Genomic DNA, 24,160 nt, shown 5'->3' with positions numbered 1-24,160 from the left:
GTGGAAATGGGAACGTGGGTATTGCTTGCTAAGTATTGATTGAAAAAGGCTTTGTGGAAATACTTTGTAGGATTCGAATAGAGCTAGCGGCGCAATTCCGCTTTAAGGCGTAGCAAATCTTGCCATGTTTTAGCTTTGTCGTGCAGATTGCGCTGTAAATAGCTGGGGTGATAGCTCACGACGGTTGGAATGGATTGGTGCGTTTGTACTGCGCTACGCAATTCACGAATCGGTGCCGTGGTGTTGAGTGTGGCTTCCGCTGCGAATTGACCAGCAGCCAAAATTGCTTTCGGTTGGATTAATGCAATTTGGCGTTGCAGGAACGGTCTGCAAGCGTTCAGTTCTTGTGTTGTTGGGTTACGTGACCCGCTACATTTGACTGCGTTGCTGATAAAAATTGCGGTTTGTGCACCAAGACTGATTAGCATTTGATTCAACATGCGCTGTGCGGGGCCGACAATGGCGAGATTGGCTTGTTCTTCAGCCTTGCTGGGAGCGTCACTGACGATGACCAGTTGCGCATCCTGCTGCCCCGTGCCGAATAGCGCCTGTTCACGTTGCTGGTGTCGTGGGCAAGCGGTGCAGCTGGCGATTTCTACGCGGAGTTCTTCCCAGTTCATTTGCAAAATTCGCTGACTGCGAACGTCACTGAGTTTGATTTCTTCTGAGGTGAGTGTTTTTTCTACGCCCGCGCTGGTTTTGTTCAGTAGTTGATGAGCTGCTGCGGCTTTGCTCGAGGTGGATTTTTGCTCAGAACGATGAATCTGTTCTTCGATCCGGTGATGTGCCGCATTGGCAATAGCGCTGAGTGGTGAGGCATGGCTTTCGACTGGCTGCGTGATGCTATGCTCGATCGACGCTGCGCTGTTAGTTTCTTCTAATTCAATGGCGGCTAATACTTCATGTCGCACCCACTGCGGATTTAAACCTAGCTCTTGAAGAATTAATGCGCGACGATTCATGCTACATCCATTGTGGCGTGGGTATAGAGTAGAGCATCTTCTCTGCTAGTGGTTGTCGGGTAATACCCCTTACGTCGACCGCTTTGGGTGAACAGGTGGCGGCGATAAAATTCGCAGGCTGCGGTGTTTGATTCACGTACTTCTAAAAATAATTGCTGCACGCCTTGGACGCGGAGTTCCTGCAGCACGGCTTGTAATAATTGGCTGCCTAGTCTTTTGCGCTGTAATGAAGGGCTGATGGCAATCAGTAAGAGCTCGGCTTCGTCTAAAGTAATCATGCAAACGGCAAACCCTACCAAAGATCCGCCTTGCCACCATCCATAGCAGGTGTGATTTTCTAATGAGTCCACCCATTGTTTACCAGTCCATGGGTGGGGATTGGTTGCTTCATCCAGTTCAATTAGATCGCTGAGGTGATGGGTGGTGAGCGGTTTGAGCATTACTTTTGCATCCGTTCGTGTGTTTTGAGGGCGACCTTGTCGCGCAAATAAACTAATTCAGCGGCGTGAGCAGGCTGACCTAGCCCAGCAGCAAATTGTGGCAACGCCAAACTTAATAATTGTGCCGCATGCGGATAAAGTGTTGAATCTATTTCGCTAATTTGTGGCCCAATTCGCGCTTCTAATGCGGTTGCGTAGCTGCTAAAACCGTTACCTGCAGCAAACCAGCCTGTTCCTAGCGGTGGTGGTACATCTTCTGGATTGCACACTTGTGCTGGGATAGTGGTTTGCCATTCGCCAGCGATTTTTTCAAAACAGGCGTAATACACTTGATTCATTCGTGCATCAATACAGCTGACTACCCGTATAGCTTTGGATGCCTCTGCAATCGCTGCCAGCGTAGAGATACCCAGTAGTGGAATATTTTTAGCAAATGCTAATCCTTGCGCGATGCCACAGCCGATTCGCAAACCTGTAAATGAGCCGGGGCCGCTTGGGTAAGCGATGCCTTGAATGTCGTTCATGGTTAAACCGTGCTCATCTAAAAACGTCTGTAAATAAGGCAATGTCACCTCGCTCTGTTTTTGTCCGACTAGCCAGTCGCGGGCGACGATGCCGCTTGGTGTATCGATGGCAAAAGACAGATATTCAGATGAGGTTTCAATGGCTAAAAAAGGCATGGTAATCAACTCGACTTGGCATGAATCCGATTGGCAGCAGATGCGTCGATTTCAAAATTAATTTGAAACAACATGAGGTGTGATTCTAACACGCCACCAAGGCGACGTTTGCAGCCGTTTTGGTCTGAATGCCTTATCATGAGCAGATGAAACTTATTCTCTCGATTTTATGCTACTTGCTGATGTCGCCAGCGATGGCGGCACACGCGATTGCCCTAGGCGCAGCGCCTAAATATCCCGCGAACTTCACCTCTTTTGCTTATGCAAATCCACAGGCGAAAAAAGGCGGCGAGATTGTGCTGCCCAATCCTGACCGGCGTACCAGCTTTGATTCATTTAATCCTTTTATCATTAAAGGCACATCCGCTGTAGGTTTGGGCTCGCTGATGTTTGAATCGCTCGGAACGATGAGCATGGATGAAACCGCGACGATGTATGGTTTACTGGCCAAAGACATTGCCATCGCAGCGGATGGGCTCTCTGTTACTTTTAGTTTAAATCCCGCTGCCAGATTTAATAATGGTGACCCCGTCACAGCGAGCGATGTAAAACATAGTTTTACACTACTCAATAGCAAATTAGCTTCACCGCAATATGCCTCGCAATTGATTGATGTACTCGGCGTAGATGTCATTGATCCGCAAACAGTCCGATTTCGTTTTCGCACCCCCAATCGTGAATTGCCGCAAATCGTAGGCACATTGCCGATTTTCTCTAAAAAATGGGGGGGCGGTTTGGCGCTGGATAAAATTGCCCTGCAAAAGCCAATTACCTCCGGCCCTTACCAAATTAGTGATTACAAGCTGGGTAAACACATCACCTATCAGCGCCGCGATGATTATTGGGCCAAAAATCATCCCACCCGGATTGGACTGTATAACTTTGATCGCATTACCTATCGGTATTACCAAGACGATACTGCCAAGCTAGAAGCGTTCAAAGCTGGCGATTTTGATTTTATTACCGAATACAGCGCGCGTAACTGGGCACGCCAATACCAAGGCCCCAAATTTCGGAGCGGGGAAATCATTAAGCGTGAATTACGGCATCACAATAGCAGCGGCATGCAAGGCTTTGTGATGAATCTGCGGCGACCTTTGTTTGCTGATATTCGCGTTCGGCAGGCTTTGGGCTTGGCGCTTGATTTTGAATGGATGAATCGGCAGCTGTTTTATGGTCAATATCAGCGCCTGAATAGCTTTTATGCCAATAGTGAATTAGCGGCACAAGGCGCGCCATCAGACGCCGAATTGGCTTTGCTTAATCCTTTGAAAAAACAATTACCTACCGCTGTTTTTGGTGAGCTAGCTAAGCAGCCGAGCACCAATCCACCTCATTCTTTACGTGATAACTTGCGGCAAGCTCGTGAGTTACTCAAGCAAGCGGGTTGGGAATATCGCGATGGTGCATTACGAAATCAAAAAGGTGAGCCCTTTGAATTTGAGATGCTCGATGACGGTGGCGCAATGGGGCGTATTTTCCCGTCAAAAACGCGGAATTTGGCCAAGTTGGGCATCACCATGCATGTGAGGAATATTGACTTTGCCTTGTATCAACGGCGCTTGGAAGCCTTTGACTTTGATGTGATTGTGTTGCGTTTCCCCGATGTGCAAAGCCCGGGTCAAGAACTGCTGGATTATTACGGCAGCAAGGCGGCGGACGTGAAGGGCAGTAGTAATGTGATTGGCCTGAAAGCCCCGGCGATTGATGCCTTGATTGAGCATGTGCTCAAGGCCAAAAATCGCCAAGAGCAAATCACCGCCGTTCACGCGTTGGATCGCGCCTTACTCGCTGGCCACTACATTATTCCGCATTGGTATAGCGCCAATCACCGAATTGCATGGCGGGATCGATTTGGCATGCCAACAACGTTACCACTGTATTATCAGGCGGGCGATTGGATGTTGGCGACGTGGTGGGTGAGATAGTTTTTGGGCAATTGCCTAGAGGTGTCTCTATGTCATTAGGATGTGGTGCTTATTCAAAAGCTGACTATAAACCACCGAAGTGGATTTGGATCTTGTTGGTTTTGTTTCTTATCGCAGTATTTGTTTTACTAATGGTTAAATAAAAAATTAGCCTCAATACGATGTTAATCCGAGGAGTATTTGAAACTCATGATTGAGGTAACGTTTTCATATCTTGAATCCATATTCGTGCTCACTAAGGCTGGTGATATTCAAGGCATTGCTTTTTGGGCGGTGGCTTATAGCTGGTTAATTGCTTGGGGGACGTTGCATATTTACTGGCGAGTGCGCCATTGGCCGTCAGTAATTGGGAGAATTGAGCAGCTTGAGGTAAGGGCATTTGGCGCGGCGGAGTGGGTGCAGAGTGAACAGGACTATATTGCTGATTCTTGTTATCTATATGAGGTGAAAGGTGTTGAGTATTCTGGTTCACGAATTGCGCCGTGGCAGCTCAGTGCATCGCATAATTTGCGTGGAATTGTGCAAGGGCAGGTGAGCGCAGTGCCAGTGCAACCAGATGGAAAAGTGCGAGTTTACTACTCGCCAAAGCGACCGAATAAAAGCTATTTAGTGCGCCCCGGCTGGCTTAGCTTACTGATCGCGCATCTAATTTATATTGTACCCACGTATTGGTATCTGCAGCGGTTTGTCTTTTGAAATCATGATTGTCTTAAACGGCTAGCCTGTAATGGGATTCATCTTCGTGTTAAACACGAATAATTTGAATCAAATTTAAAATGATCAATGATTCAGTATTTAAGGCCAGTTTTATATGTCGAAAATCAGTCGAAATGACCCCTGTCCTTGTGGTAGCGGCAAAAAATATAAGCAATGTTGTTTAGCCATACAGCAAAATCAATCGGCGACGCATCAGTTGGAGCAAGACCGTCAGCAAACAAGTCTGCCGAGTTTGATTGCAGAGGGGATTCGCTGTTATCAAACTGGTGATGTCGCACAGTCAAAGCAAATTTTTCAGCAGGTATTACAAATTAACCCTGAAGATCCCGATGCTTTGCATTTATTGGGAGTTATGGCTCGTGATGAGGGGCATTATCAGCAAGGTATCGATTTAATTACACGGGCAATCAAGGTCTTACCCAGAGAAGCTAATTTTTATAACAATATTGGTATTTGCTTTCGTAAAGCGGGTAATTTACTGAAGGCGTGCGAGAGTTATGAAAAAGCAATTGCACTCAAACCCGATCATGTGCAAGCGCTAAATAATTTGGGGAATGTGTATTCTGAGCGAGGCTTGCTTGCAAAAGCCAAGCAGAGTCTTAAGCGGGCGATTGCGCTGAGTCCGACGTTTGCCGAGGCGCATTTTAATTTAGGCTCAGTATGGCAAACCGAGAAGGCACTGGATGAGGCGCTGCAGTGTTATCAAAAGGCTTTGGCGATTCGCGCAGACTATGTAGAAGCACTGAGCAATTGCGGAATGGTGTTGCATCAATTGGATCGCGAAGACGACGCATTGGGCTGCTTTGAATTGGCTATCCAGCATCAAGCCGATTTTGCGCCGGCCTATGCGAATTTGGGTGCATTAGCTATTAAGAAACAGTTGAGTGCGGAAGCCTTGCCGTTTTTATTGCACGCGAATGGTCTCGAACCCGATAACGCCAATACGCTGAATAATCTGGCGCAGGCTGAAAAAAATCTGGGCATGCTTGCTGAAGCGATACGGCATTCTCAGCAAGCGTTCAGTGTGTCGCCTAAATCTATTTCTGGATTAGAGTCAGCGATTCGTTTGGCTATTCTCGGTTTTTTACAGTACGACTTCGCCGCGGCGCGCCAGTGGTTAACGCAATCGTCGGCGATTACGCAGTCAGGTGAGCGTTCGTCGCGTGCTTACTGGACGGTGCTGGGCTTATTGCTGTCGTGGCAGGAGCGCCACCCTGAGTTGTTCGCACTGCAAGATCAAAACACAGTTGAACCGCCGCTGTATGTGATCGGCGAAAGTCATGCTCTGTCATTGCACGGCTTGCGACTGGCATACCGCGGTCAAATTCATCGTGGTCAGGCTTTGTGGATTGAAGGTTGCAAACAATGGCATCTGGGGCAGCAGGAGACCAATCATTTTCAGCAACAGTTTGAGGCATTGATCAGCACGATTGCGCCGCATCAGGCGGTGCTGGTGTGTGTCGGGGAAATCGATTGTCGATTTGATGAAGGCATTTTTAAAGTCTGGCAAGCTGATCCTAGCCGTCCGTTGTCGGATTTGATCGCTGACACGATTGCCGCGTTTGTGGCTTATGTGGCGCGTCTGCAAGCTCAGTATCAGCTTGAAGTGACGTTGTGCGGTGTGCCTGCTGTGAATCATCCACAGCTTGATGAACTTGAACCCGATACAGTGGCGAGTTTCTTGAGCATGCTAGATCAATTTAATCGGCAATTATGCGCGGCAGCGCAGAATGTTGGCTTGGGATTTCTAGATGTGTTCGCGCTAACGAATAGCACCAATATTGGTAAAGCGGATGGTGGCTGGCATCTGGATCGGATTCATTTGCGTCCAGATGCCTACGTGGCGGCATTTGCGCGGCATCATGTGATTGGAGCTGTGATTTAAATGCTGCAATATATTTTAAAACGCTTGTTATTAATGATCCCCACCTTGCTCGGTGTGTTGCTTGTGAGTTTTGTGGTGATTCAGTTTGTACCGGGTGGGCCGGTCGAGCAGATGGTGTATCAGCTCAAAGGCCTTGGGGCAGGCGAATCTGCTGGCAATACCTCAGCTGGAGCTTATCAGGCCGCGCGCGGTTTGAGTGAGGAACAACTCAGCCAAATTAAAGCGCAATATGGCTTCGATCAGCCAGCGCCAGTGCGTTTTTGGCAAATGCTGAAAAACTATGCGACGTTTAATCTCGGTGAGAGTTGGTTTCGTCATGCGAGTGTGACGCAATTGATTTGGGAAAAATTGCCGGTGTCGATGAGCTTGGGGATTAGCAGTTTATTGCTGACTTATTTAATTGCCGTACCGCTCGGGGTTGCCAAAGCGGTGCGGCATGGCACGCGCTTTGATGCCGCGACGACGCTGGTTTTGCTGGTCGCCTATTCAATTCCGTCCTTTGTGCTGGGCGTGGTGCTGTTGGTGCTGTTTGGCGGTGGCTCATTTTGGCAATGGTTTCCACTGCGTGGACTGACTTCTGATGATTGGGAGTCGCTCTCGTTGATGGGTAAGGTGATGGATTATCTGTGGCATTTGGTGTTGCCAGTCACCGCGATGGTCGCTGGCGGTTTTGCGGCGCTCACCATGCTGACCAAAAATAGTTTTCTGGAAGAAATCAACAAGCAATATGTGACGACAGCCAGAGCGAAAGGGCTGAGTGAACGGCGGATTTTTTGGAAACATATCTTCCGCAATGCGGCCTTGCCGCTGGTGGTGGGTTTACCCGAGGCGATTATTGCGGCATTTTTTACGGGTAGTTTATTGATTGAAACGCTGTTTTCGCTGGATGGTTTAGGTTTGCTCTCGTACGAGTCGGTGATGCGGCGTGATTATCCGGTCGTGCTTGGCACGCTGTATTTCTTTACGCTATTGGGTTTAGTGGGGCGTTTAATTTCTGATCTTGGTTATGTCTTACTTGATCCACGGGTGCAGTTTGGTGCGGTGGGTGAGGGTGCGCAATGAGTACTATCGCGCAAGGATATTGGCCGCGTGCATGGGCGCGCTTTAAGGCCCAGCGCCGTGCTTGGATTAGTCTGTGGCTGTTTTTGTTTTGCTTTGTTTTAAGTCTCGGTGCCGAGCTAATTTCCAACGATAAACCTTATGTTGTGAGCTACCACGGCAAGCTATATTTCCCCTTACTCAAAGATTATCCCGAAACCATTTTTGGTGGCGATTTTCCGACGCCAACCGATTTTCTCGATCCATTTATTGAGCAGCAGTTCAAACAGGATGGCAATTGGGCGATTTTTCCGCCGAATCGCTATGGTGCGAAAACCTTAAATTATTTTGCTGCGCAACCGAACCCTGCTGCACCGTCGCGTGACAATTGGCTGGGTACAGATGATAAAGGCCGTGATTTGCTGGCACGCTTAATTTATGGCTTTCGGACTTCGGCGCTGTTTGCCTTGGCGCTGACCTTGACCGGTTCGCTATTGGGCGTATTCATCGGCGGCCTACAAGGCTATTTTGGCGGCCGTGTTGACTTATTTGGCCAGCGGATTTCGGAAATCTGGGCGTCTTTACCTGAGCTTTATTTACTGATTATTTTTACCGCGATTTTTGAGCCTAGCTTGGCTTTGTTATTGATCTTGATGACGCTGTTTGGCTGGATGGGTTTGGCTGATTACACTCGTGCTGAATTCTTACGTAATCGCAGCCAAGAATATGTGTTAGCGGCGCGCAGTATGGGTTTGAGCGATTGGCAGATTATTCGTCGCCATGTGCTGCCCAATAGCTTAACGCCGGTCTTGGCCTTTTTGCCATTCCGGATGGGCGCGGCGATTTTGGCGCTAACCAGTTTGGATTTTCTCGGGCTTGGTGTGGGGCAGCAAACGGCGTCGCTCGGTGAATTGCTGGCGCAAGGCAAAGCCAATCTGGATGCGTGGTGGATTTCTTTATCAACGTTTGTCGTTTTGCTGGGGTTGATGTTGATGCTGGTATTGATTGGCGAAGGCTTGCGCGCGGCGCTGGATCCTCGATCCAAGTAATGGGTATTGCTCTGTAGCTATTTTTTATTAATGCTTTTATTGAAATACCTATTGATTAAATGCTGAATGCCGCTGTATTGTATTGAAAGATTACCAATCTCGCCTGAGCGAGAGCTATAACGGTATAAACCGTTTGGCGAGATGGTGTCATGGCTGATATTTGGTTCATTTTGTTTGCAAGTTCTTGGCACGATAGCGGTGGCCTGATTGGCTTATCGCTATTGCTGACGCTGATTTTATATCTACGCCATCCTTCGTTGCGGCGCACAGTTTTGGTTTGGTTGTTTTGGCTGGGATTCGCCGCGATTGTTGCGATATTGCCATTTGCTCCAGGCTCGGCGCTAGCCAATATCCGCAATGCCGCGCTCCCTTTTGTGGCTGGCCTTGTCGTGATTCGGCTGCTGGGTTTGGTGTTTTTTCGGCTGTTTTTACCCCCATTTCATTTGCGTCCACCGCGGATTCTGCAAGATATTCTGGTGACCGTTGTCTTTGTGATTTGGGGTATGTATCAACTGCGGCAAGCGGGGCTCGATTTGTCGCAAATTGTCGTGACATCGACAGTGCTGACTGCAATGGTGGCATTTGCCATGCAAGACACCATTGGTAATGTGCTGGCGGGGCTGACTTTGCAATGGGATGCCAGTATCGAGACGGGCGACTGGATTAAAGTCGATGATGTGGTCGGCAAAGTGGTTGATGTGACGTGGCGCGCTACTTATCTCGAAACCCGGAATGGCGAAACGGTGGTCTTGCCCAATAGTTTGCTAACGCGCAATCGATTTGCGATTTTAGGCAAGCGCCAAGGCAAACCGCTAATGTGGCGGCGCTGGGTGTATTTTGATGTTTCGTTAGAAACGCTGCCGACGCAAATTATCAGTATGGTTGAAGTGGCTTTGCTGCAGGGTATGCTCAGCAACGTCTCGGTTAATCCTGCTCCGCAGTGCATACTAATGGAGGCAGATAAAGGAGTTGGGCGTTTTGCCGTTCGTTATTGGTTAACCGATTTAATGCACGATGACGCGACTGATTCCTTAGTGCGTACTGCCATTGATGCCGCTTTGCGCCGCAATGGGCGGCGTTTTTCTCCGCCACAATACAATCTATTGCTTTCATTAGATAATAAAAAATACTCGGAAGTTCGGCATAAACGCCATACCGAAGAACGATTGGCGGTGTTGCGTGGTTTGGAATTACTTGCGCCATTAAATGAAGATGAGTTGCTGGCTTTGTCGGATCGGCTCAAATTTACGCCGTTTGTGCGCGGCGATACCGTATTGGCGCAAGGGGCGGATGTCGATTGGCTGTATATTTTAATTAAGGGCGAGATGGAGCAAACGCTGAAAACACCGGATGGTGAGACGCATTCATTGGGTGTGTTGAGTGCAGGTAGTTTTTTTGGTGAAATTGCCTTAATGACGGGCGAGCGATTTCCGATTCAGATTACGGCGCTGGGTAATGCAGAGTGTTACCGTTTGGATCGAGCGACTTTCCAAGCCTTACTGTTGATGCGACATGAACTCGCCGAAGCCTTTTCATTGGTCTTGGCACGGCGGCAGGCTCAATATCAGCAACTCTTCTCAGCGCACGCCAATAATGGAATAGCCAGCCCGCAGCCACGCGAAATGTTGGCACGGCTGCGGGATTTGTTTGGCTTACCGTCATAATGCTTAAAATAAATCGAACACCAATACTTCGGCCTGTTTGCCATGCTGGATCGTCAGTTGGCTTTCATGCGTTAACATTACGGCGTCACCTGCTTGCAGTGCAAGGCCGTTGATTTCGGCTTCGCCCCGCGCCAGATGTACATATAGCTTACGACCCGTTTGAATTGGCATAACTGCGCTTTCTGCACCGTCAAACAGTCCGGCATAGAGTTTCACGTCTTGGTTAATGGTCACTGATGCTTGTGCGCCATCTGGGCTGGCAACCAGGCGCAACTGACCACGTTTTTCGGCATCGCTAAATTCTTTCTCTTCGTACGAAGGCGCATCACCTTTACGGGCAGGCAAAATCCAAATCTGCAGCAAATGAGTTTGCTCGGTGCTGCTTGGGTTAAACTCGCTGTGGCGTACGCCCGTACCGGCGCTCATTCTTTGCACATTGCCAGGGCGAATCACCGAGCCGTTACCCATGCTGTCTTTGTGCTCAATCGCGCCGGCCAAAACGTAGGTAATGATTTCCATATCTTGGTGTGGATGCATGCCAAAGCCCATCCCCGCGGCGATGCGGTCGTCATTAATGACGCGCAGCGCGCCAAAGTGCATATGCGCTGGATCGTAATATTCTGCAAATGAAAAACTAAAATTCGAATCGAGCCAACCATGATTGGCGTGGCCGCGTTCATTGGATTTTCTGATCGTGATCATAATGGCTTCCTTCAATGTTTTTGAATGATGTGATCGCAAATCAACTGAGGTCTTTTTAACATAGCTGACTTACTGAAACTACTTAATGCTTAATGGTTTGCCGTCTTAATATAATCTGTCAGGCCGTGTTTTCAAAAGTAGTTGTGCCATAATAAACCGTTCTTTGCTGCGTTGATAGCGAAGAAAAACCAATGTCTTGTTCAAAAAATTGGAATGATCATGTTGCGACTCTCCTTGGAAGCCTTAGAGATTCTGGATGCAATTGCACGGCGCGGTAGTTTTGCCGCCGCGGCGGCTGAAGTGCACCGCGTGCCATCCGCAGTAACGTATATGGTGCGCAAGTTAGAAGATGATCTTGGCGTTGAAATTTTTGATCGCAGCGGGCATCGCGCGCAATTGACTTCGGCTGGGGTGGCGTTGCTCAACGAAGGACGGCATTTATTGCTGGCTGCCAATGAGTTGGAATGCCGAATTAAACGGGTTGCGACTGGCTGGGAAACTGAGCTGGTGATTGCGGTGGATACGGTGTTGCCGATGGAATTGCTCTTTCCGATGATCGCTGAGTTTGATGCGCTGCAATCGGGAACGCGTTTGCGCTTTATTCAGGAGTCGCTCGGTGGCTCTTGGGAAGCATTGCAAGAGCGGCGTGCTGATTTGATTATTGGTGCGATTAGTCATTTGGGGGGCAATGCATCGACGCAATCGAGCCAGATATTGGGTGAATTACACAGTGTATTTGCCGTAGCGCCAACTCATCCTTTAGCCCAAGCCCCTGAGCCATTAGCCGCACCATTAATTCAGCAACATCGCGCGATTGTGGTGCCCGATTCTTCACGCAATTTATTACCGTATACGATTGGTTTATTGTCGGGGCAAGAAACGCTGCGGGTACCGGATATGCAGCACAAAGTCGCAGCGCAGATTGCGGGTTTAGGCTGTGGTTATTTGCCATTGGCACTGGCTGCAGAGGCGTTGGCTGATGGTCGCTTGCTTGCCAAGGCCGTTGCTGAAGTGAATGCGCCAATTCGGATGTGTTTTGCGTGGCGAAATAACGGCGTTGGTCATGCATTGAAATGGTGGCTAGATTTCTTGGCGCAAGAACAGAGCATCAAACAATGGCTGGCGGTTGGGACGGCTGGCGCTGATAACTCATAATTCAATTCGATTGCGGCCGAGGTGTTTGGCGCGATAGAGCGCTTGGTCGGCGCGCTCGATTAGACTGATTAAATTGTCGCCCGCCTGCGCTTGCGCCACGCCGATGCTAATGGTGATGTTGCGGCCTTGGATGCTGTTTGGCCATTCGTGTTCGGCCACTTGGCTGCGAATCCGTTCCGCGACTTTGGCCGCAGAAAATAAGTTTAAGCCTTTCAGTACTAATAAAAATTCTTCGCCGCCATAACGAACTGGCGTGTCATTATCGCGGCAGGCTTGTTGCAAAATTTGCCCAAGATCGCGCAACACTTCATCGCCTGCTAAGTGCGAAAAATCGTCGTTAATTTGTTTAAAGTGATCCAAGTCGAGTAATAAAATCGAGAGTTGTTCTTCTGCATGCAATTTGGCGATTTGTGGTGCTAAATGCGTGTCTAGCCAACGGCGGTTGGCCAGTTTGGTCAGCGCATCTTGTTCTACTTCGGTGAGTAGCTGATTTAATTTTTGGATTTGCTGCGCTTGCTGCTCTAAGAGCTGCCGATTTTCTTGGCGGCTGATTTCTAAGCTAAAGCGGGTTTCGAGTGCGGCTAAGCGCTGCAAAATGCGCGGTTCAATTTCTAAAATCGGTGCACTTTTCGCGAGCTGGTGTTCAAAACTATGGGCAGACTGTAGAGCAAAATAAGCTTGTTGTGCTTGCCCCATTGCTTCATAAAGCGCAGATAAGGCAAGCCAGCAATCACGTAACAGTTGCATGAACTCGTTATCACTGGCAATAGCCAGCGCTTCGAGTAGGGCTTGCTCGGCTTCTGCGTGGCGATGTTGTTGGGTCAAAATGAGACCGAGATGATAGGCGCATTTTATTTGCCCCCAGTAGTGATGGTGTTGGATGGCACAGGCTAAACCTTGTTGCAGGTGCGTGATCGCTTCGGAAAAACGCCCAAGTTGAAACAGCGCGAGTGCGCGCCATAAATGGGATTCGGCTTGCCCTTCAAAAAATTGATGCTGTTTGATGACGTGGTCGGCTTCGTCAAGGACTCTTAGGGTATCTTCTGGAAGGTGAAGCCACATATAGTCTGCAGCTAGATACAGTCTGAGTGTGTAATATATGTGCGGATTGTCGAGGTTGCGACTGTAGTGAAATGCTTGTTGGTGTAATTTAAATGCGCGTTCGTGTTGTTCGGCGGCGTTGAAAATGCCGCCAATTGAAATAAATGCCAAAATCGCGCTGCTAATGTCGCCCAGTTCTAGCCCTAACTCGATGGAATTCATCCAGAGTTGAATCGATTTTCGATAGTCGCCCATCGTGTAAATTTGGTCGGCCAGTTGATTTAAAATCTGCAAGCGTTCACTGGCAAATTCAGCGCTTTGCGATAAGCTGAGTGCTTCGTTGAGCGTGGTAACTAAAGCGTGCCCTTGGCCTAATGTCATTTCTGCCTGCGCTTTGTGCATCAGCAAGGCAATTCGTTGTTTTGGGGTGGTAAATTGATAGGTGCTATTACTAATTTCATCAATCAAAGCCAATGCTTGCAGCGGAGCTTGCCGCTCTAACTGGCTAGAGATTTCAGCTAACTGCTTGGTAAATACGCTAAGCGAATTAGGCATTTTTCACTGACCTTCGGGGTAAAGCAGAGCGGCAATGCGGCTGAGTATTTGTGCTAGCTGGTCATCGGCTTGCCGTAAGGTGGCTGCAATTGCTGTTGTACCAGTCTCTAAAGGTAGTAATTGTAAAATATCGCCAATATTACGTTGCGAGCGATTGAATTCATCTTCGGCCACATTAGCTAGGTAAATGGCGAATATTCCTTTGGCGTACTGACAAAATCGACCATTTTCGACACAAATGGTCGCCATCAGATAGAGTATTCGTTGTAATGGAAACCGCGCGTTATCGCTAGGCAGGCGGATAAATACCAAGCCAAAATGTGCGGATTCGATGAGTTGCTGGGTCAGTTGTTGTAGCCATAGATAGCGTGGCAAGTAGTTGTGAGGCAAGCGAATGGCTTTGCCGGAGTCGGAAGTCGGCGGATGGACTGTTTGGCGAGAGAGGTCAATTTGCTGCACTAAGCGTAAAAATTCAACCGAACTAAAATCGCGGGCGCCTTGTTGCTGGTGCTGAGCAATTTCGCCAAGATCAAGTTGGCGATAGCGTTTAAAGCTGGCGAGTGCTTCTTCCCATTGTGCTTGTTGCTCGGCGTACTGTGAGCGGATTAATGCGATTTGGCTTTGAAATGAATGTAGTTGATAGCGGTCAGCCAATTGATTGGCTCGATTGAGGTTGGGTAATGGGTCGTGTTGACGAGCTAAATCAACCTGCGCCAGTGTGATCAAGGTGAGGCACTGCGCCCAGACTAAATGGGGCTCAGCGGCAATCGTTTGCAAGGCGATTTGGCATTCTGTATGCGCGCGGTCTGCTTGACCGAGCGCCAGCCAAGTACGTGCACGATAATTACAGATTTCGGCAAACCAAGTTGGGTTATTTAGTGATTTTAAATGGCGCTCACCTTGTTCAAGGCTTGCGAGAGCTTCTTCGAAATGCCCTAGTCGTAGTCGTTCGCGGCTGAGGCAAATGGCGGCCTTGGCTGCGTGTGAAGGACTTTGGATGGCTTGTGCTTGTGCAAACGCTTGGCTTAACTCTTCTAATGCTTTGTTGTTTTGTTGATCAATCGCCCACAGATTGCCTAGGCCAATTCGGATATCAATTGCAAGAGTGGGGTGCTGTACTGTTTGCATGAGTTTGAGGCATTTGAGCCATTGCGCTAATGCTAGGGTATATCGACCTTTGGCAACGTAGATAAGGGCTGAAAGATGATACGCTTCGGCTAGTAAGTTTTTGGCTCCGTCTGCTTTGGCAAACTGGATCGCATCCTTGATGATGCTACTGGCATCGATAAACGACATGTCTGCCCATAATAATTGGGCCAGAAAAAGTTTAGCCTCGGCGATGCCGTGTTGATAATTGATTTGTTCCGCATGACTTAGTATCGATTCAACGTGTATTCGCATTTCCGCTGACGAGCGACCCTGCTGGCTTTTTAATTCCAGCAGTTGCAGGTCGATAGACAAAATATTTTGGGTCATAGCGGCGCTTGGGAAACGATGCAAAAGCTGCTGTTGTTCGCTTGGGGTGGACTTGATTGGTGTTTGTAGTGTAACTGATTTTGACTACTTTGCCGCTGTGCATGGCTGAATTTTCAGCGATGCGTGCGCGGCAAAACAAAAAGCCAATCCGCGTTGAATTGGCTTTTTGTGCTTTGAAGCAATGTTAGTGGTGCTGTTGATTATTTGCTGGCTTCAATTTGAATACGCAAGGTCACTTCGTCGCTAACCGCTGGAACATAGGCCGCCATGCCAAAATCACTGCGTTTGATGGTGGTCGTTGCGTCCGCGCCGCACGCTGGTTTTTTGCTCATTGGGTGTGGGCTGCATTTAAAGTTGCTGACTTGCAGCGTGACGGGTTTGCTTACTCCCAGCAAAGTCAGATCGCCAGCAACACTGACTAATTTGTCGCCGTTGAATTTAAAGTCTTTGCCTTTGAACGTCATGCTTGGGAATTTAGCAGTATTAAAGAAATCTTCGCCTTTCAAATGCACGTCACGTTTTTCCCAACCTGTGCGCAAACTATTGGTATCGATCGTGATATCCGCTGCGCCAGTTTTCTTTTCCATATCTAGCGTTACTGTACCGCTTGTTTTTTCAAATGAGCCACGTTGGGTTGAGTAACCTAAGTGATTGACTTCAAATGTTGGGTAAGTGTGTGATGGATCGATGGTGTACACCTCAGGTGCGGCAAATGCACCTGCTGCGAACGCATAGAATAGGGCGGCAGTGATGATTTTTTTCATAATGTGAACTCCAGTGTGGTTTTGTTTAAATTAATCTGCTTTGCCAGTCAGTAGCAGTTTGTATTTCACAGTGACTTCGTCGGCCACGGTGCCTGTGTCGGCCCAAGCGCCGTCACCAATCTTAAATTGCAAGCGCAGTAGTGGTACTGAGCCTTCCAGCAATAAATCATTGCCTACCGGTTTGGCCGTCATGGTGCCGACGACTTCCCGAGTCAGGCCCTTCATCGTGAGTTTGCCTTTGGTCTCAAATTTACCCGCGCCCAATGCTTTGACGCTGGTCGCGACAAAAGTTGCTTTTGGCGTATTGGCAATATCAAACCAAGCTTTTTTCTTCGCTTCGCTATTACCGTCAGGACCGCCGACATCAATGCTGGCTAAATCAACAATGATTTCTGCTTTCGCTGTGGCAGGCTTGGCAGGGTCAAAGTTCACTTTGCCAGTGAAATTTTTGAAACTACCTTCAACCGGTGTATTCATTTGACTGAATGCAAAATTGAGCTGACTTTTTTGTGGCACGATGCTTTGTGCAGCGATGGCATGACTGCCAATCAGAATAAGACTAGACGCAAGTAAAGTTCGTAACATGGGTTCTCCAAAGAAAGAGTGAATTATTTTTTGGCTAAAAAGGGCAGCATGCGTGCCAAAGTACCGTCTTTATCGATGATGTGGTGTTTTAATGCTCCGGCGATGTGCAAACCAATTAGAAGCAGTAGCCCATATGCGAGTAATTCATGCATTTCGCCTAATAATTTACCGAGTTCTGCGTTTTTACTAATCAAATCCGGCAAGGGCAGTACCCCCCAAAACACCACCGGAAAACCTTTGGCTGAGCTCATCAGCCAACCAACGAGCGGCAATAAAAACATCAACACATACAGCAGATGATGAACGCTGATGGCAAGTTTTCTTTGCAGTGAAGGCAAATTAGGGTCAACTACAGGAGTACCCCGTAGGAGTTTATAAGCGAAGCGCAGTATAAATAAGGCCATAACGGTGATACCCGTCCATTTATGCCAGTTGATCATTTTGAATTTATCGGGCGATAAAGGCATGTCATCAAAAATCCAGGCAAAAACAAATGCACAGCAGATCAACACGGCAACGAGCCAATGCAAAGCAATTTGTAGTGCATCGTAATGAGTGGGTGCTATTTTTTTCATCGAATGAATTCCTTATTCAGTTAATCCGAATCATTATCAGCATCATAAATGTAGAACATGTTTACTGATAGCGTAAATACTTGTGTATATCATTCAAAAAAATTGATTAAGTACCGAATTAGCTCGACTTTGGCCTTGGTTTTAGCTGCTGATTTAGCAGTCTATTGGCTCTGGTGTGCACTCAGTAGGGCAAAGTGCGCAGAAAACTAGTAGAATTGCGCAAAAAAATGAAAGAACAAACAGGGGTATTCCAGTGGAAGAGATTGAAAAGTTTATCGGTGGGTTTCGCCGCTTCCAGCATAAATATTTTGGCGAGCATCGCGATTTATTCGCCGAGTTGCAATCAGGACAAAATCCTAAAACTTTGCTGATTGGCTGCTCTGATTCGCGCGTTGATCCTGCAATTCTGACCGATTGCAATCCAGGCGATTTGTTTGTGGTACGTAATGTTGCTAATTTGGTGCCACCTTATGAAATTGACGGCGCATTTCACGGTGTGTCCTCCGCGATTGAATACGCCGTTGTGCATCTTGAAGTCAGTAAAATTATTGTGTTGGGGCATTCTGGTTGCGGTGGTATTCGCGCCTTGATGGACAATAGTTCACCGAAGACGGATGCTAATTTCATTGGGCGTTGGGTCAGAATTGCCGATGCTGCGCGTGAACAAGTGAAGCGTGAGTTATCGCATAAAACGCCAGAAGGTCAAATCCGTGCCTGTGAAATGGCGGCGATTATTGTGTCTTTGGATAACTTGATGAGTTTTCCGTTTATCGCAGAACGCGTGCAAAACGGCACTCTAAGTTTGATCGGTTGGTATTTTGATATTTTGCGCGGCGCTTTGTACGATTTTGACCAAGACAAAAATGCCTTTCATGCCTTGGTCACTTCATTAAAAGAGTAATAGTCTTTACGAAGTAGCGGCTTGAGCCGCTACTCGGTTTACTTCTTTGCTAACCAAGTATCAATCTGCCCTGCAATGGCTGGATCATTAGGTTCGGTGATTGAACTAAATGCGGTCACTGTTTTGCCATCGGGCGCAATCAAGTATTTATAAAAATTCCACTTTGGCATCGTTCCCGATGCTGTCCTGAGTTGTTGGTAAAACGGGTTGGCATTTTTGCCGACAACGCTACTTTTGCTCATCATTGGAAATTCGACAAAATAAGTGAGTTTGCAAAAATCACCGATGGCTTTGTCGTCTTCTAGTTCTTGCCGGAAGTCATTCGATGGGAAACCAATCACGACTAAGCCGCGTGATTTATATTTGGCGTATAGCTGCTCAAGCTGCGTAAATTGCGGCGTAAAACCACATTTACTTGCCGTATTGACAACTAAAATGGGTTTGCCTGCGTGTTGGCATAAATCGAACGTTTCGCCTTGCAAGGTTTTGAATTGATGCTGCAGCAACGGAGGGCAAGTTTGGGCAAACAGCGCCGAACTCATACTCAGTAACGTAGCAGCAAGAAAAAAACGCATGATAACCACCTAGTGTTAAATATAACTGATGGCTTTATCATGCGTTATTTTGCTGTTGAAGGCTAGATTGAAAATATTTTCCTGAGTTGTTCAGCGACGCCATGCTCATTATTGCTGCCAATGACCGGAGCGTTTGGATGGGCGGCTTTTAGTTTTGGGCTGGCATTGCTCATAACAAACGGATTTCCTGCGACCGATAACATTTGAATATCGTTTTGTCCGTCACCGAAAGCGTAGCAGTGTTCGGCATCAATGCGTAAGCGCCCCAGCACTTCGGTGAGGGCGTGACCTTTCGAAACGGTGGGCGCCATGACTTCAAGGCAATCATCTGCCGAGAACGTGATGTACACTTCATCGCCATACTGCTCAATAATTTTTGCTTCGACTGTGGTGAGTGTCGCGTGGTCTGCAATGTATAAAATCTTGGCAATCCCTTCACCAGAATGCGCTTTCAGGTCGACGACTTGATAGTTAAACCCCGAGTCTTTGTAATACACGCCAACCAACTCTGGGCAGTCTCGTTCGACCAACCAGCCTTCATCCACATAGACATTCAGTAAAGTGCCTGCAGAAATCGTTGGTTGCAGCAAAGCTTGCGCTAATTGTGGTTCAATATTCTCGGCAAAAATCTCATTATTATCAGGGTCGTGCACACGCGCCCCGTTAGAGGTAATCAGATGCGCCGATACGCCGAGACTTTCACGAATGCCTTTGACATCTAAAAAATGTCGTCCGGTAGCAATCGTGATTTGCACCCCTTGTGCTGCCAAAGCTTGAAATGTTGCTGCGGTAAAAGCATCTACTTTATGTTCAGCATCGAGAAGAGTGCCGTCTAAATCAGAAACAATCATTTTTTGCATTGGTGCAATCCTTGCGGGTGAATAAATTGTTGTAACCATTTTACGCCGCAATCGAAATTAAATCGTCAGTATTAATGCCATTGGGGTTGAGCTTTAGCTAAATATAGAGCAACAAAAAGGTACAATATGGCCTCGTAGAGGAATGATTTGAATGCTAAAGACGGATGTGGTGATTATTGGTGCTGGGGCCGCTGGTTTAATGTGCGCAGCGACGGCAGGGCAACGTGGTCGTAGCGTGGTGTTGATTGACCACAGTAAAAAACTCGCAGAGAAAATTCGGATTTCGGGTGGTGGTCGCTGTAACTTTACTAATCTGAATGTGCGGCCTGAGTGTTATATCTCGAACAATCCGCATTTTGTGAAGTCGGCGCTCAAGCAGTATACGCAGCACGACTTTATCGCTCTTGTTGAAAGGCATGGCCTTACTTATCACGAGAAAACCTTAGGGCAATTATTCTGTGATCAAAATTCGCAGGGCATCATTGATATGCTCAAAGCGGAGGTGGATTTAGGCGAAGTAACTTGGCGTATGGGTACCTCAGTGCTACAGATTAAGCAAATTGAGGGCGGCTTTGTAGTCACTACGCCAACTGAAGTGTGGCAGTGTGAATCGTTGGTGATTGCCAGCGGAGGTTTGTCGATACCGCAAATTGGTGCCACGGCATTGGGTTATGAAATTGCTAAGCAGTTTGGTTTGAAAATTGTGCCTCTGGCGGCTGCTTTAGTGCCATTGACGTTTCAAGCAGAAGATTTATGGACGGAATTAGCGGGTGTTGCGCTCGAAAACGTGGTCGTCAGTTGTGAAAATACTGCATTTCGCGAAGATATTTTGTTAACGCATAAAGGTGTTTCTGGTCCTGCTATTTTGCAAATCTCCAGTTTCTGGGACGCAGGGAAAGTCATTGAGATTGATTTGTTGCCCGACGTCGATTTAGAAGACTTTTTCCGTGCAGCGAATCGCGATAGTTTGTTGAGTAATGTACTGGCGGAGATTTTACCTAAGCGCTTCTTGCAGGTATGGCTTGCTAAATATGGTGAAATAAGACCTTTGAAGCAATACTCTTTGAAAGAGTTGCAACTCGTCGCTGCGGACTTGCATCATTGGCAAATCAAACCATCGGGTACAGTAGGTTATAAAAAAGCCGAAGTCACTCGCGGTGGAGTCGATACAGATCAACTGCTTTCGAAGACGATGATGGTGCGCAGTGTACCTGGGCTTTATTTCATCGGCGAGGTTGTTGATGTCACTGGTTGGTTGGGCGGTTACAATTTTCAATGGGCTTGGTCGTCGGGATATGTTGCAGGATTGAATATTTAGGACTAGAGTAACGCTATGGCAACACAAAGCTGCTAGCAACTCAGGCGATGTGGGCTGATCTCAACTGAAGCAGAACAGAAGGAGCAATATTTGATTGATTCTGATGTGATGTATTTAGTGTCTGGCATTCTTGCTACTTAAGATCAATCATTTGATCTCGATCCGAAAGTGTTCGGAATATGATGACCCGAGTGGTGATCATCGCGGTAAATGCAATAATCGAAATAAATTTTTATTTCGCCGCTCTTTATTAGGAAGTACTGGGTTTTATTTTGTTAAACCGTAGCAAAGGAGGTCATATTGATTGATTCCAATGTCTTGTGTTTACTCGTAGCCGGCAGTACTTGCCAATAATGATCATTTTAATGATCAATTTTCTGGATTAGCAATTGCGTATTAAATGAACGCTCAAGTTAATGAGCTAATTCAGCCAAGCGGGGTGTCGATCTGGCGCCCCGTTGCCAAGAAACTGGTTTCAAAGTCGGTTTTTACTTTGTTTTGTTAATATGAGGGTTTTTAAAAGTAGCTTTGCTTAATTTTATTGCTTTTATTTGTAATCCTTATGAAGTGTGTTTTCAAATAATTTGGCTGTTGAGTAAATTTAAATTTAACTCTTTTTAGCAGTAGCAGTGTTTCAGTAGTTACGATGTAGCAAGTACAGTTTGTCGTAGTTGGATGTTACTTCGCTGTTTTTTAGTGCTTTTCCGTATTACTGTTTCAGTAGTTGTAAAAAAAACGAGGCTGAATTAGCCTCGTTTTTTTTTAACTAGAGATGGGATTTATTTTAGACCTAGTACTTCTTGCATGTCGTAGTGACCCGTTTCATGTTTTGCCAAAAAGCGTGCGGCACGTAAACTGCCTTGCGCGTAAATGGTACGGTTACTTGCTTTGTGTGTGACTTCAATTCGCTCACCTGCACCCGCGAATACGACCGTGTGATCGCCAATCACATCGCCACCGCGCAGTGTTGCAAATCCAATCGTGCCATTTTCACGAGGACCTGTGATGCCTTCTCGTGACCAAGTAGCAATATCTTTTAATGACTTATCCCACGCTTTAGCGACAGCTTCGCCCATTGCGATCGCAGTGCCTGAAGGCGCATCGACTTTGTGTTTATGGTGCATTTCTACAATTTCTGCGTCGTAGCCTTGATTAAGTACGCCGGCGGCAATTTCGAGTAATTTAAAAACTAAATTGACGCCAACACTCATATTGTAGGCCGAGACAATCGCAATTTTTTCACTGGCTGCGCTTATCTGAGCACGGCCTGCTTCATCGAAACCGGTGGTGCCAATAATCATTTTGACGCCGAGCTCTTGGCAGGCCTGCAAATGAATGAGGGTTCCTTCTGGGCGCGTAAAATCAATCAAAACGTCGGCATTTTGAAGCGCAGATAGTTGATCGGTGATTAAAACCCCGCTGTCTTTACCCATAAATGCACATGCATCACGACCAATCGCGTCACTACCAGTGCGATCAAGTGCAACTGTTAATTGTGTATCAGGTGCGTTGGTGACGGCCTCAATCAGCATCTGCCCCATTCGACCACTGCTACCCGCAATAGCAATTTTAAGTGTCATGATTAAGAGCCTTCTTTCAATAATGGTTTAACTTCAACATCTTTCGAGTTTGGATCGCCCGGATTGATTGGCATTGACATCAAATTACTCTCAGGCGGGAGCGGTTTGGTTTTCTCGACTTGATTGGTCTTGGGGGCAGGGAAGTAACTGCCTTCCCAGCGAACTAGACTGTTGTCATTAAAAAAAACTTTAAAGTCATGTGACTCTCTAACGACACCCGCACGGCTGTCGCGGAAGATGTAATCCCAGCGGTCTTTATGGAATGGATCTGTCAATAGCGGAGTACCCAAGACAAATCGAACTTGGGCTCGAGTCATGCCCACCCGCAGCAATTCAACTTGATTTGCCGTAATTTCATTGCCCTGTGGAATATCTAATTTATGAGGTGTTAAGAAATTAACAACACTGCAGCCGGTTAATAATAGGCTGCTGGTCATAAAAACAGTAAGTAGTCTGGCCTTCATCTTGGTTCGATTCGCTCGTGGATGTCGGTGCGCGTCACCGGGAAACGCTATATCATAACCGTATTGTGCAAGCACTGCACCTTGGGAAATAAAGAAGAGAACAACAATGAGCAAAGCTGCAGAATTAAAAGGCATGGGATTGAAGGCGACTGGGCCTCGTTTGAAGATTTTGAATCTATTTGAAACCAGTGAAGAACGACATCTGACCGCTGAGGATGTGTACCGGATGCTGTTGGTTGAGGAGATTGATGTCGGTTTAGCGACGGTGTATCGCGTCCTTACTCAATTTGAGCAAGCTGGGATTTTGGAGCGTCATCATTTCGAAACGGGCAAAGCGGTGTTCGAGTTGAAACAAGATGAACATCATGATCATTTGGTATGCGTAAAATGTGGCGCAGTGGAAGAGTTTTTCGATCCAGAAATTGAAGCGCGGCAAGATGCGATTGCAGCTAAGCACGGCTTCGATATTCAAGATCATGAGATGTATATCTACGGTATTTGTAAAGTGTGCCAAGCAAAAGCCAAGAAATAAATCGAGTAACGATTGATGATTCCTTGGTTAGATCATCGGCATGTATTTCCGCCGCTAACGCAAGCGCTTAAAGAGCCGAATGGTCTCTTGGTGGCAGGGGGAGATTTGTCGCCCCAGCGCATTCTGGCGGCTTATCGGCAAGGTATTTTCCCTTGGTTTATGCCTGGAGAGCCGATTCTGTGGTGGAGCCCAAGTCCACGGATGGTGCTGTATGTCGATGAATTTAAAGTTCCCAAATCATTAGTCAAAGTTGTGCGCCATCGCCGATACCAAATTACGTTTGATACTGCGTTTGAGCAAGTGATGCAGGGCTGTGCTGCCCCGCGCGGCACTGAAGCAGGAACGTGGATTAGTGATGAGATGTTAGCCGCGTATACCGCTTTGCATGAAGCTGGTTTTGCGCATAGTTTTGAATGTTGGATGGATGGGGAATTAGTCGGTGGACTGTATGGAATGGCGCTAGGCAAAATGTTTTATGGCGAGTCCATGTTTGCCCGCCGTTCTGATGCTTCCAAAATTGCTTTTGTCCATGCCGTACAATGGTTGCGAGCAAACGGTTTTGCGATGATTGATTGCCAAATGTACACCGATCATTTAGCACGCTTTGGCGCGCGCGAGATTGATCGAGATGAATTTGTTGCTAAGCTGAAAGTTCTTCTGGATGAGCCTGAGCAGTTAGGCCCTTGGCAATATTGCCATATCAATGAGTGAATT

General features: G+C 47.3%; 24 protein-coding genes. 11 read left to right on the top strand and 13 right to left on the bottom strand.

The features are described from left to right. Positions 1–83 precede the first annotated feature (83 nt). Genes GM173_RS05620 through tsaB form a run of 3 tightly spaced genes read right to left on the bottom strand, consistent with a single transcriptional unit; the run spans position 84 to position 2,082 of the window. Positions 84–962, bottom strand: a complete 879-nt coding sequence (locus GM173_RS05620) for a uracil-DNA glycosylase (RefSeq protein ID WP_203570318.1) — start codon at positions 960–962, stop codon at positions 84–86. Then, positions 959–1,402, bottom strand: a complete 444-nt coding sequence (gene rimI, locus GM173_RS05615) for a ribosomal protein S18-alanine N-acetyltransferase (protein WP_203570317.1) — start codon at positions 1,400–1,402, stop codon at positions 959–961. The genes GM173_RS05620 and rimI overlap by 4 nt, the downstream gene beginning before the upstream one ends. After that, positions 1,402–2,082, bottom strand: a complete 681-nt coding sequence (tsaB, locus tag GM173_RS05610) for a tRNA (adenosine(37)-N6)-threonylcarbamoyltransferase complex dimerization subunit type 1 TsaB (protein WP_203570316.1) — start codon at positions 2,080–2,082, stop codon at positions 1,402–1,404. Before tsaB ends, rimI begins: the two co-directional genes overlap by 1 nt. Positions 2,083–2,228: 146 nt before the next feature. Here tsaB and GM173_RS05605 point away from each other — a divergent pair, with 146 nt between their 5' ends. The 6 genes from GM173_RS05605 (at position 2,229) to GM173_RS05580 (ending at position 10,363) form a co-directional block, all read left to right on the top strand. Then, a complete protein-coding gene (locus GM173_RS05605) occupies positions 2,229–4,010 on the top strand; it encodes an extracellular solute-binding protein (protein ID WP_239078266.1) in 1,782 nt (593 codons plus the stop codon). 189 nt (positions 4,011–4,199) lie between these two features. Continuing rightward, positions 4,200–4,706, top strand: coding sequence for a DUF3592 domain-containing protein (locus GM173_RS05600; protein ID WP_239078388.1), 507 nt, complete (start codon positions 4,200–4,202; stop codon positions 4,704–4,706). A gap of 115 nt (positions 4,707–4,821) precedes the next feature. Then, on the top strand, positions 4,822–6,612 hold the full coding sequence (locus tag GM173_RS05595; RefSeq protein WP_203570313.1) for a tetratricopeptide repeat protein: 1,791 nt from the start codon (positions 4,822–4,824) through the stop codon (positions 6,610–6,612). Next, entirely contained in the window at positions 6,613–7,674 is a 1,062-nt protein-coding gene (locus GM173_RS05590; RefSeq protein WP_203570312.1) for a microcin C ABC transporter permease YejB, read from the top strand. It begins immediately after the preceding gene. Continuing rightward, positions 7,671–8,699: an ABC transporter permease gene (locus GM173_RS05585; protein WP_203570311.1), complete on the top strand. Its 1,029-nt coding sequence runs from the start codon at positions 7,671–7,673 to the stop codon at positions 8,697–8,699. Before GM173_RS05590 ends, GM173_RS05585 begins: the two co-directional genes overlap by 4 nt. Before the next feature lie 149 nt (positions 8,700–8,848). Next, positions 8,849–10,363 carry a mechanosensitive ion channel family protein gene (locus GM173_RS05580; protein WP_203570310.1) on the top strand — a complete coding sequence of 505 codons (1,515 nt, stop codon included), beginning with the start codon at positions 8,849–8,851 and terminating at the stop codon, positions 10,361–10,363. Positions 10,364–10,366: 3 nt separating this feature from the next. Here the strand turns inward: GM173_RS05580 and GM173_RS05575 are convergent, their stop codons facing one another. After that, on the bottom strand, positions 10,367–11,065 hold the full coding sequence (locus GM173_RS05575; RefSeq protein ID WP_203570309.1) for a pirin family protein: 699 nt from the start codon (positions 11,063–11,065) through the stop codon (positions 10,367–10,369). Between the two features lie 219 nt (positions 11,066–11,284). Between GM173_RS05575 and GM173_RS05570 the strand changes: the two genes are divergently transcribed. Continuing rightward, positions 11,285–12,220 carry a LysR family transcriptional regulator gene (locus GM173_RS05570; protein WP_203570308.1) on the top strand — a complete coding sequence of 312 codons (936 nt, stop codon included), beginning with the start codon at positions 11,285–11,287 and terminating at the stop codon, positions 12,218–12,220. On the opposite strand, the gene GM173_RS05565 is transcribed toward GM173_RS05570, so the two are convergent. The 5 genes from GM173_RS05565 to GM173_RS05545 form a co-directional block, all read right to left on the bottom strand. Continuing rightward, a complete protein-coding gene (locus GM173_RS05565) occupies positions 12,215–13,816 on the bottom strand; it encodes a tetratricopeptide repeat-containing diguanylate cyclase (protein ID WP_203570307.1) in 1,602 nt (533 codons plus the stop codon). The two genes, GM173_RS05570 and GM173_RS05565, sit on opposite strands and share 6 nt — an antisense overlap. 3 nt (positions 13,817–13,819) lie before the next feature. Continuing rightward, positions 13,820–15,292: a tetratricopeptide repeat protein gene (locus GM173_RS05560; protein WP_203570306.1), complete on the bottom strand. Its 1,473-nt coding sequence runs from the start codon at positions 15,290–15,292 to the stop codon at positions 13,820–13,822. A 200-nt stretch (positions 15,293–15,492) separates the two neighbouring features. After that, on the bottom strand, positions 15,493–16,056 hold the full coding sequence (locus GM173_RS05555) for a YceI family protein (protein ID WP_203570305.1): 564 nt from the start codon (positions 16,054–16,056) through the stop codon (positions 15,493–15,495). Between the two features lie 30 nt (positions 16,057–16,086). Beyond that, positions 16,087–16,641 (bottom strand): YceI family protein, encoded by a 555-nt coding sequence (locus tag GM173_RS05550; RefSeq protein ID WP_203570304.1) that lies wholly within the window; start codon positions 16,639–16,641, stop codon positions 16,087–16,089. 23 nt (positions 16,642–16,664) lie between these two features. Next, positions 16,665–17,216 carry a cytochrome b gene (locus tag GM173_RS05545; protein WP_239078264.1) on the bottom strand — a complete coding sequence of 184 codons (552 nt, stop codon included), beginning with the start codon at positions 17,214–17,216 and terminating at the stop codon, positions 16,665–16,667. Positions 17,217–17,469: 253 nt separating this feature from the next. Between GM173_RS05545 and GM173_RS05540 the strand changes: the two genes are divergently transcribed. Next, a complete protein-coding gene (locus GM173_RS05540; RefSeq protein WP_203570303.1) occupies positions 17,470–18,117 on the top strand; it encodes a carbonic anhydrase in 648 nt (215 codons plus the stop codon). A gap of 38 nt (positions 18,118–18,155) precedes the next feature. Here GM173_RS05540 and GM173_RS05535 read toward each other — a convergent pair whose 3' ends face one another. Both GM173_RS05535 and GM173_RS05530 read right to left on the bottom strand, forming a co-directional pair. Beyond that, positions 18,156–18,692: a glutathione peroxidase gene (locus GM173_RS05535; RefSeq protein ID WP_203570302.1), complete on the bottom strand. Its 537-nt coding sequence runs from the start codon at positions 18,690–18,692 to the stop codon at positions 18,156–18,158. 62 nt (positions 18,693–18,754) lie between these two features. Continuing rightward, on the bottom strand, positions 18,755–19,552 hold the full coding sequence (locus tag GM173_RS05530) for a Cof-type HAD-IIB family hydrolase (protein WP_203570301.1): 798 nt from the start codon (positions 19,550–19,552) through the stop codon (positions 18,755–18,757). Positions 19,553–19,703: 151 nt separating this feature from the next. Between GM173_RS05530 and GM173_RS05525 the strand changes: the two genes are divergently transcribed. After that, positions 19,704–20,870 (top strand): BaiN/RdsA family NAD(P)/FAD-dependent oxidoreductase, encoded by a 1,167-nt coding sequence (locus GM173_RS05525; protein ID WP_203570300.1) that lies wholly within the window; start codon positions 19,704–19,706, stop codon positions 20,868–20,870. A 779-nt stretch (positions 20,871–21,649) separates the two neighbouring features. On the opposite strand, the gene dapB is transcribed toward GM173_RS05525, so the two are convergent. Together dapB and GM173_RS05515 are read right to left on the bottom strand one after the other, a co-directional pair. After that, entirely contained in the window at positions 21,650–22,453 is an 804-nt protein-coding gene (gene dapB / locus GM173_RS05520) for a 4-hydroxy-tetrahydrodipicolinate reductase (protein WP_203570390.1), read from the bottom strand. After that, entirely contained in the window at positions 22,453–22,914 is a 462-nt protein-coding gene (locus tag GM173_RS05515) for an outer membrane protein assembly factor BamE (RefSeq protein ID WP_203570299.1), read from the bottom strand. Before GM173_RS05515 ends, dapB begins: the two co-directional genes overlap by 1 nt. Before the next feature lie 106 nt (positions 22,915–23,020). Between GM173_RS05515 and fur the strand changes: the two genes are divergently transcribed. Further along, entirely contained in the window at positions 23,021–23,446 is a 426-nt protein-coding gene (gene fur / locus GM173_RS05510) for a ferric iron uptake transcriptional regulator (protein ID WP_203570298.1), read from the top strand. Between the two features lie 15 nt (positions 23,447–23,461). Further along, positions 23,462–24,157, top strand: coding sequence for a leucyl/phenylalanyl-tRNA--protein transferase (gene aat / locus GM173_RS05505; RefSeq protein WP_203570297.1), 696 nt, complete (start codon positions 23,462–23,464; stop codon positions 24,155–24,157). Positions 24,158–24,160: the final 3 nt, after the last annotated feature.

The organism is Deefgea chitinilytica (assembly GCF_016881405.1).
Lineage (GTDB): Bacteria > Pseudomonadota > Gammaproteobacteria > Burkholderiales > Chitinibacteraceae > Deefgea > Deefgea chitinilytica.
Note: the sequence above shows the minus strand (reverse complement) of the source record. Positions and strands in the feature narration are given on the sequence as shown.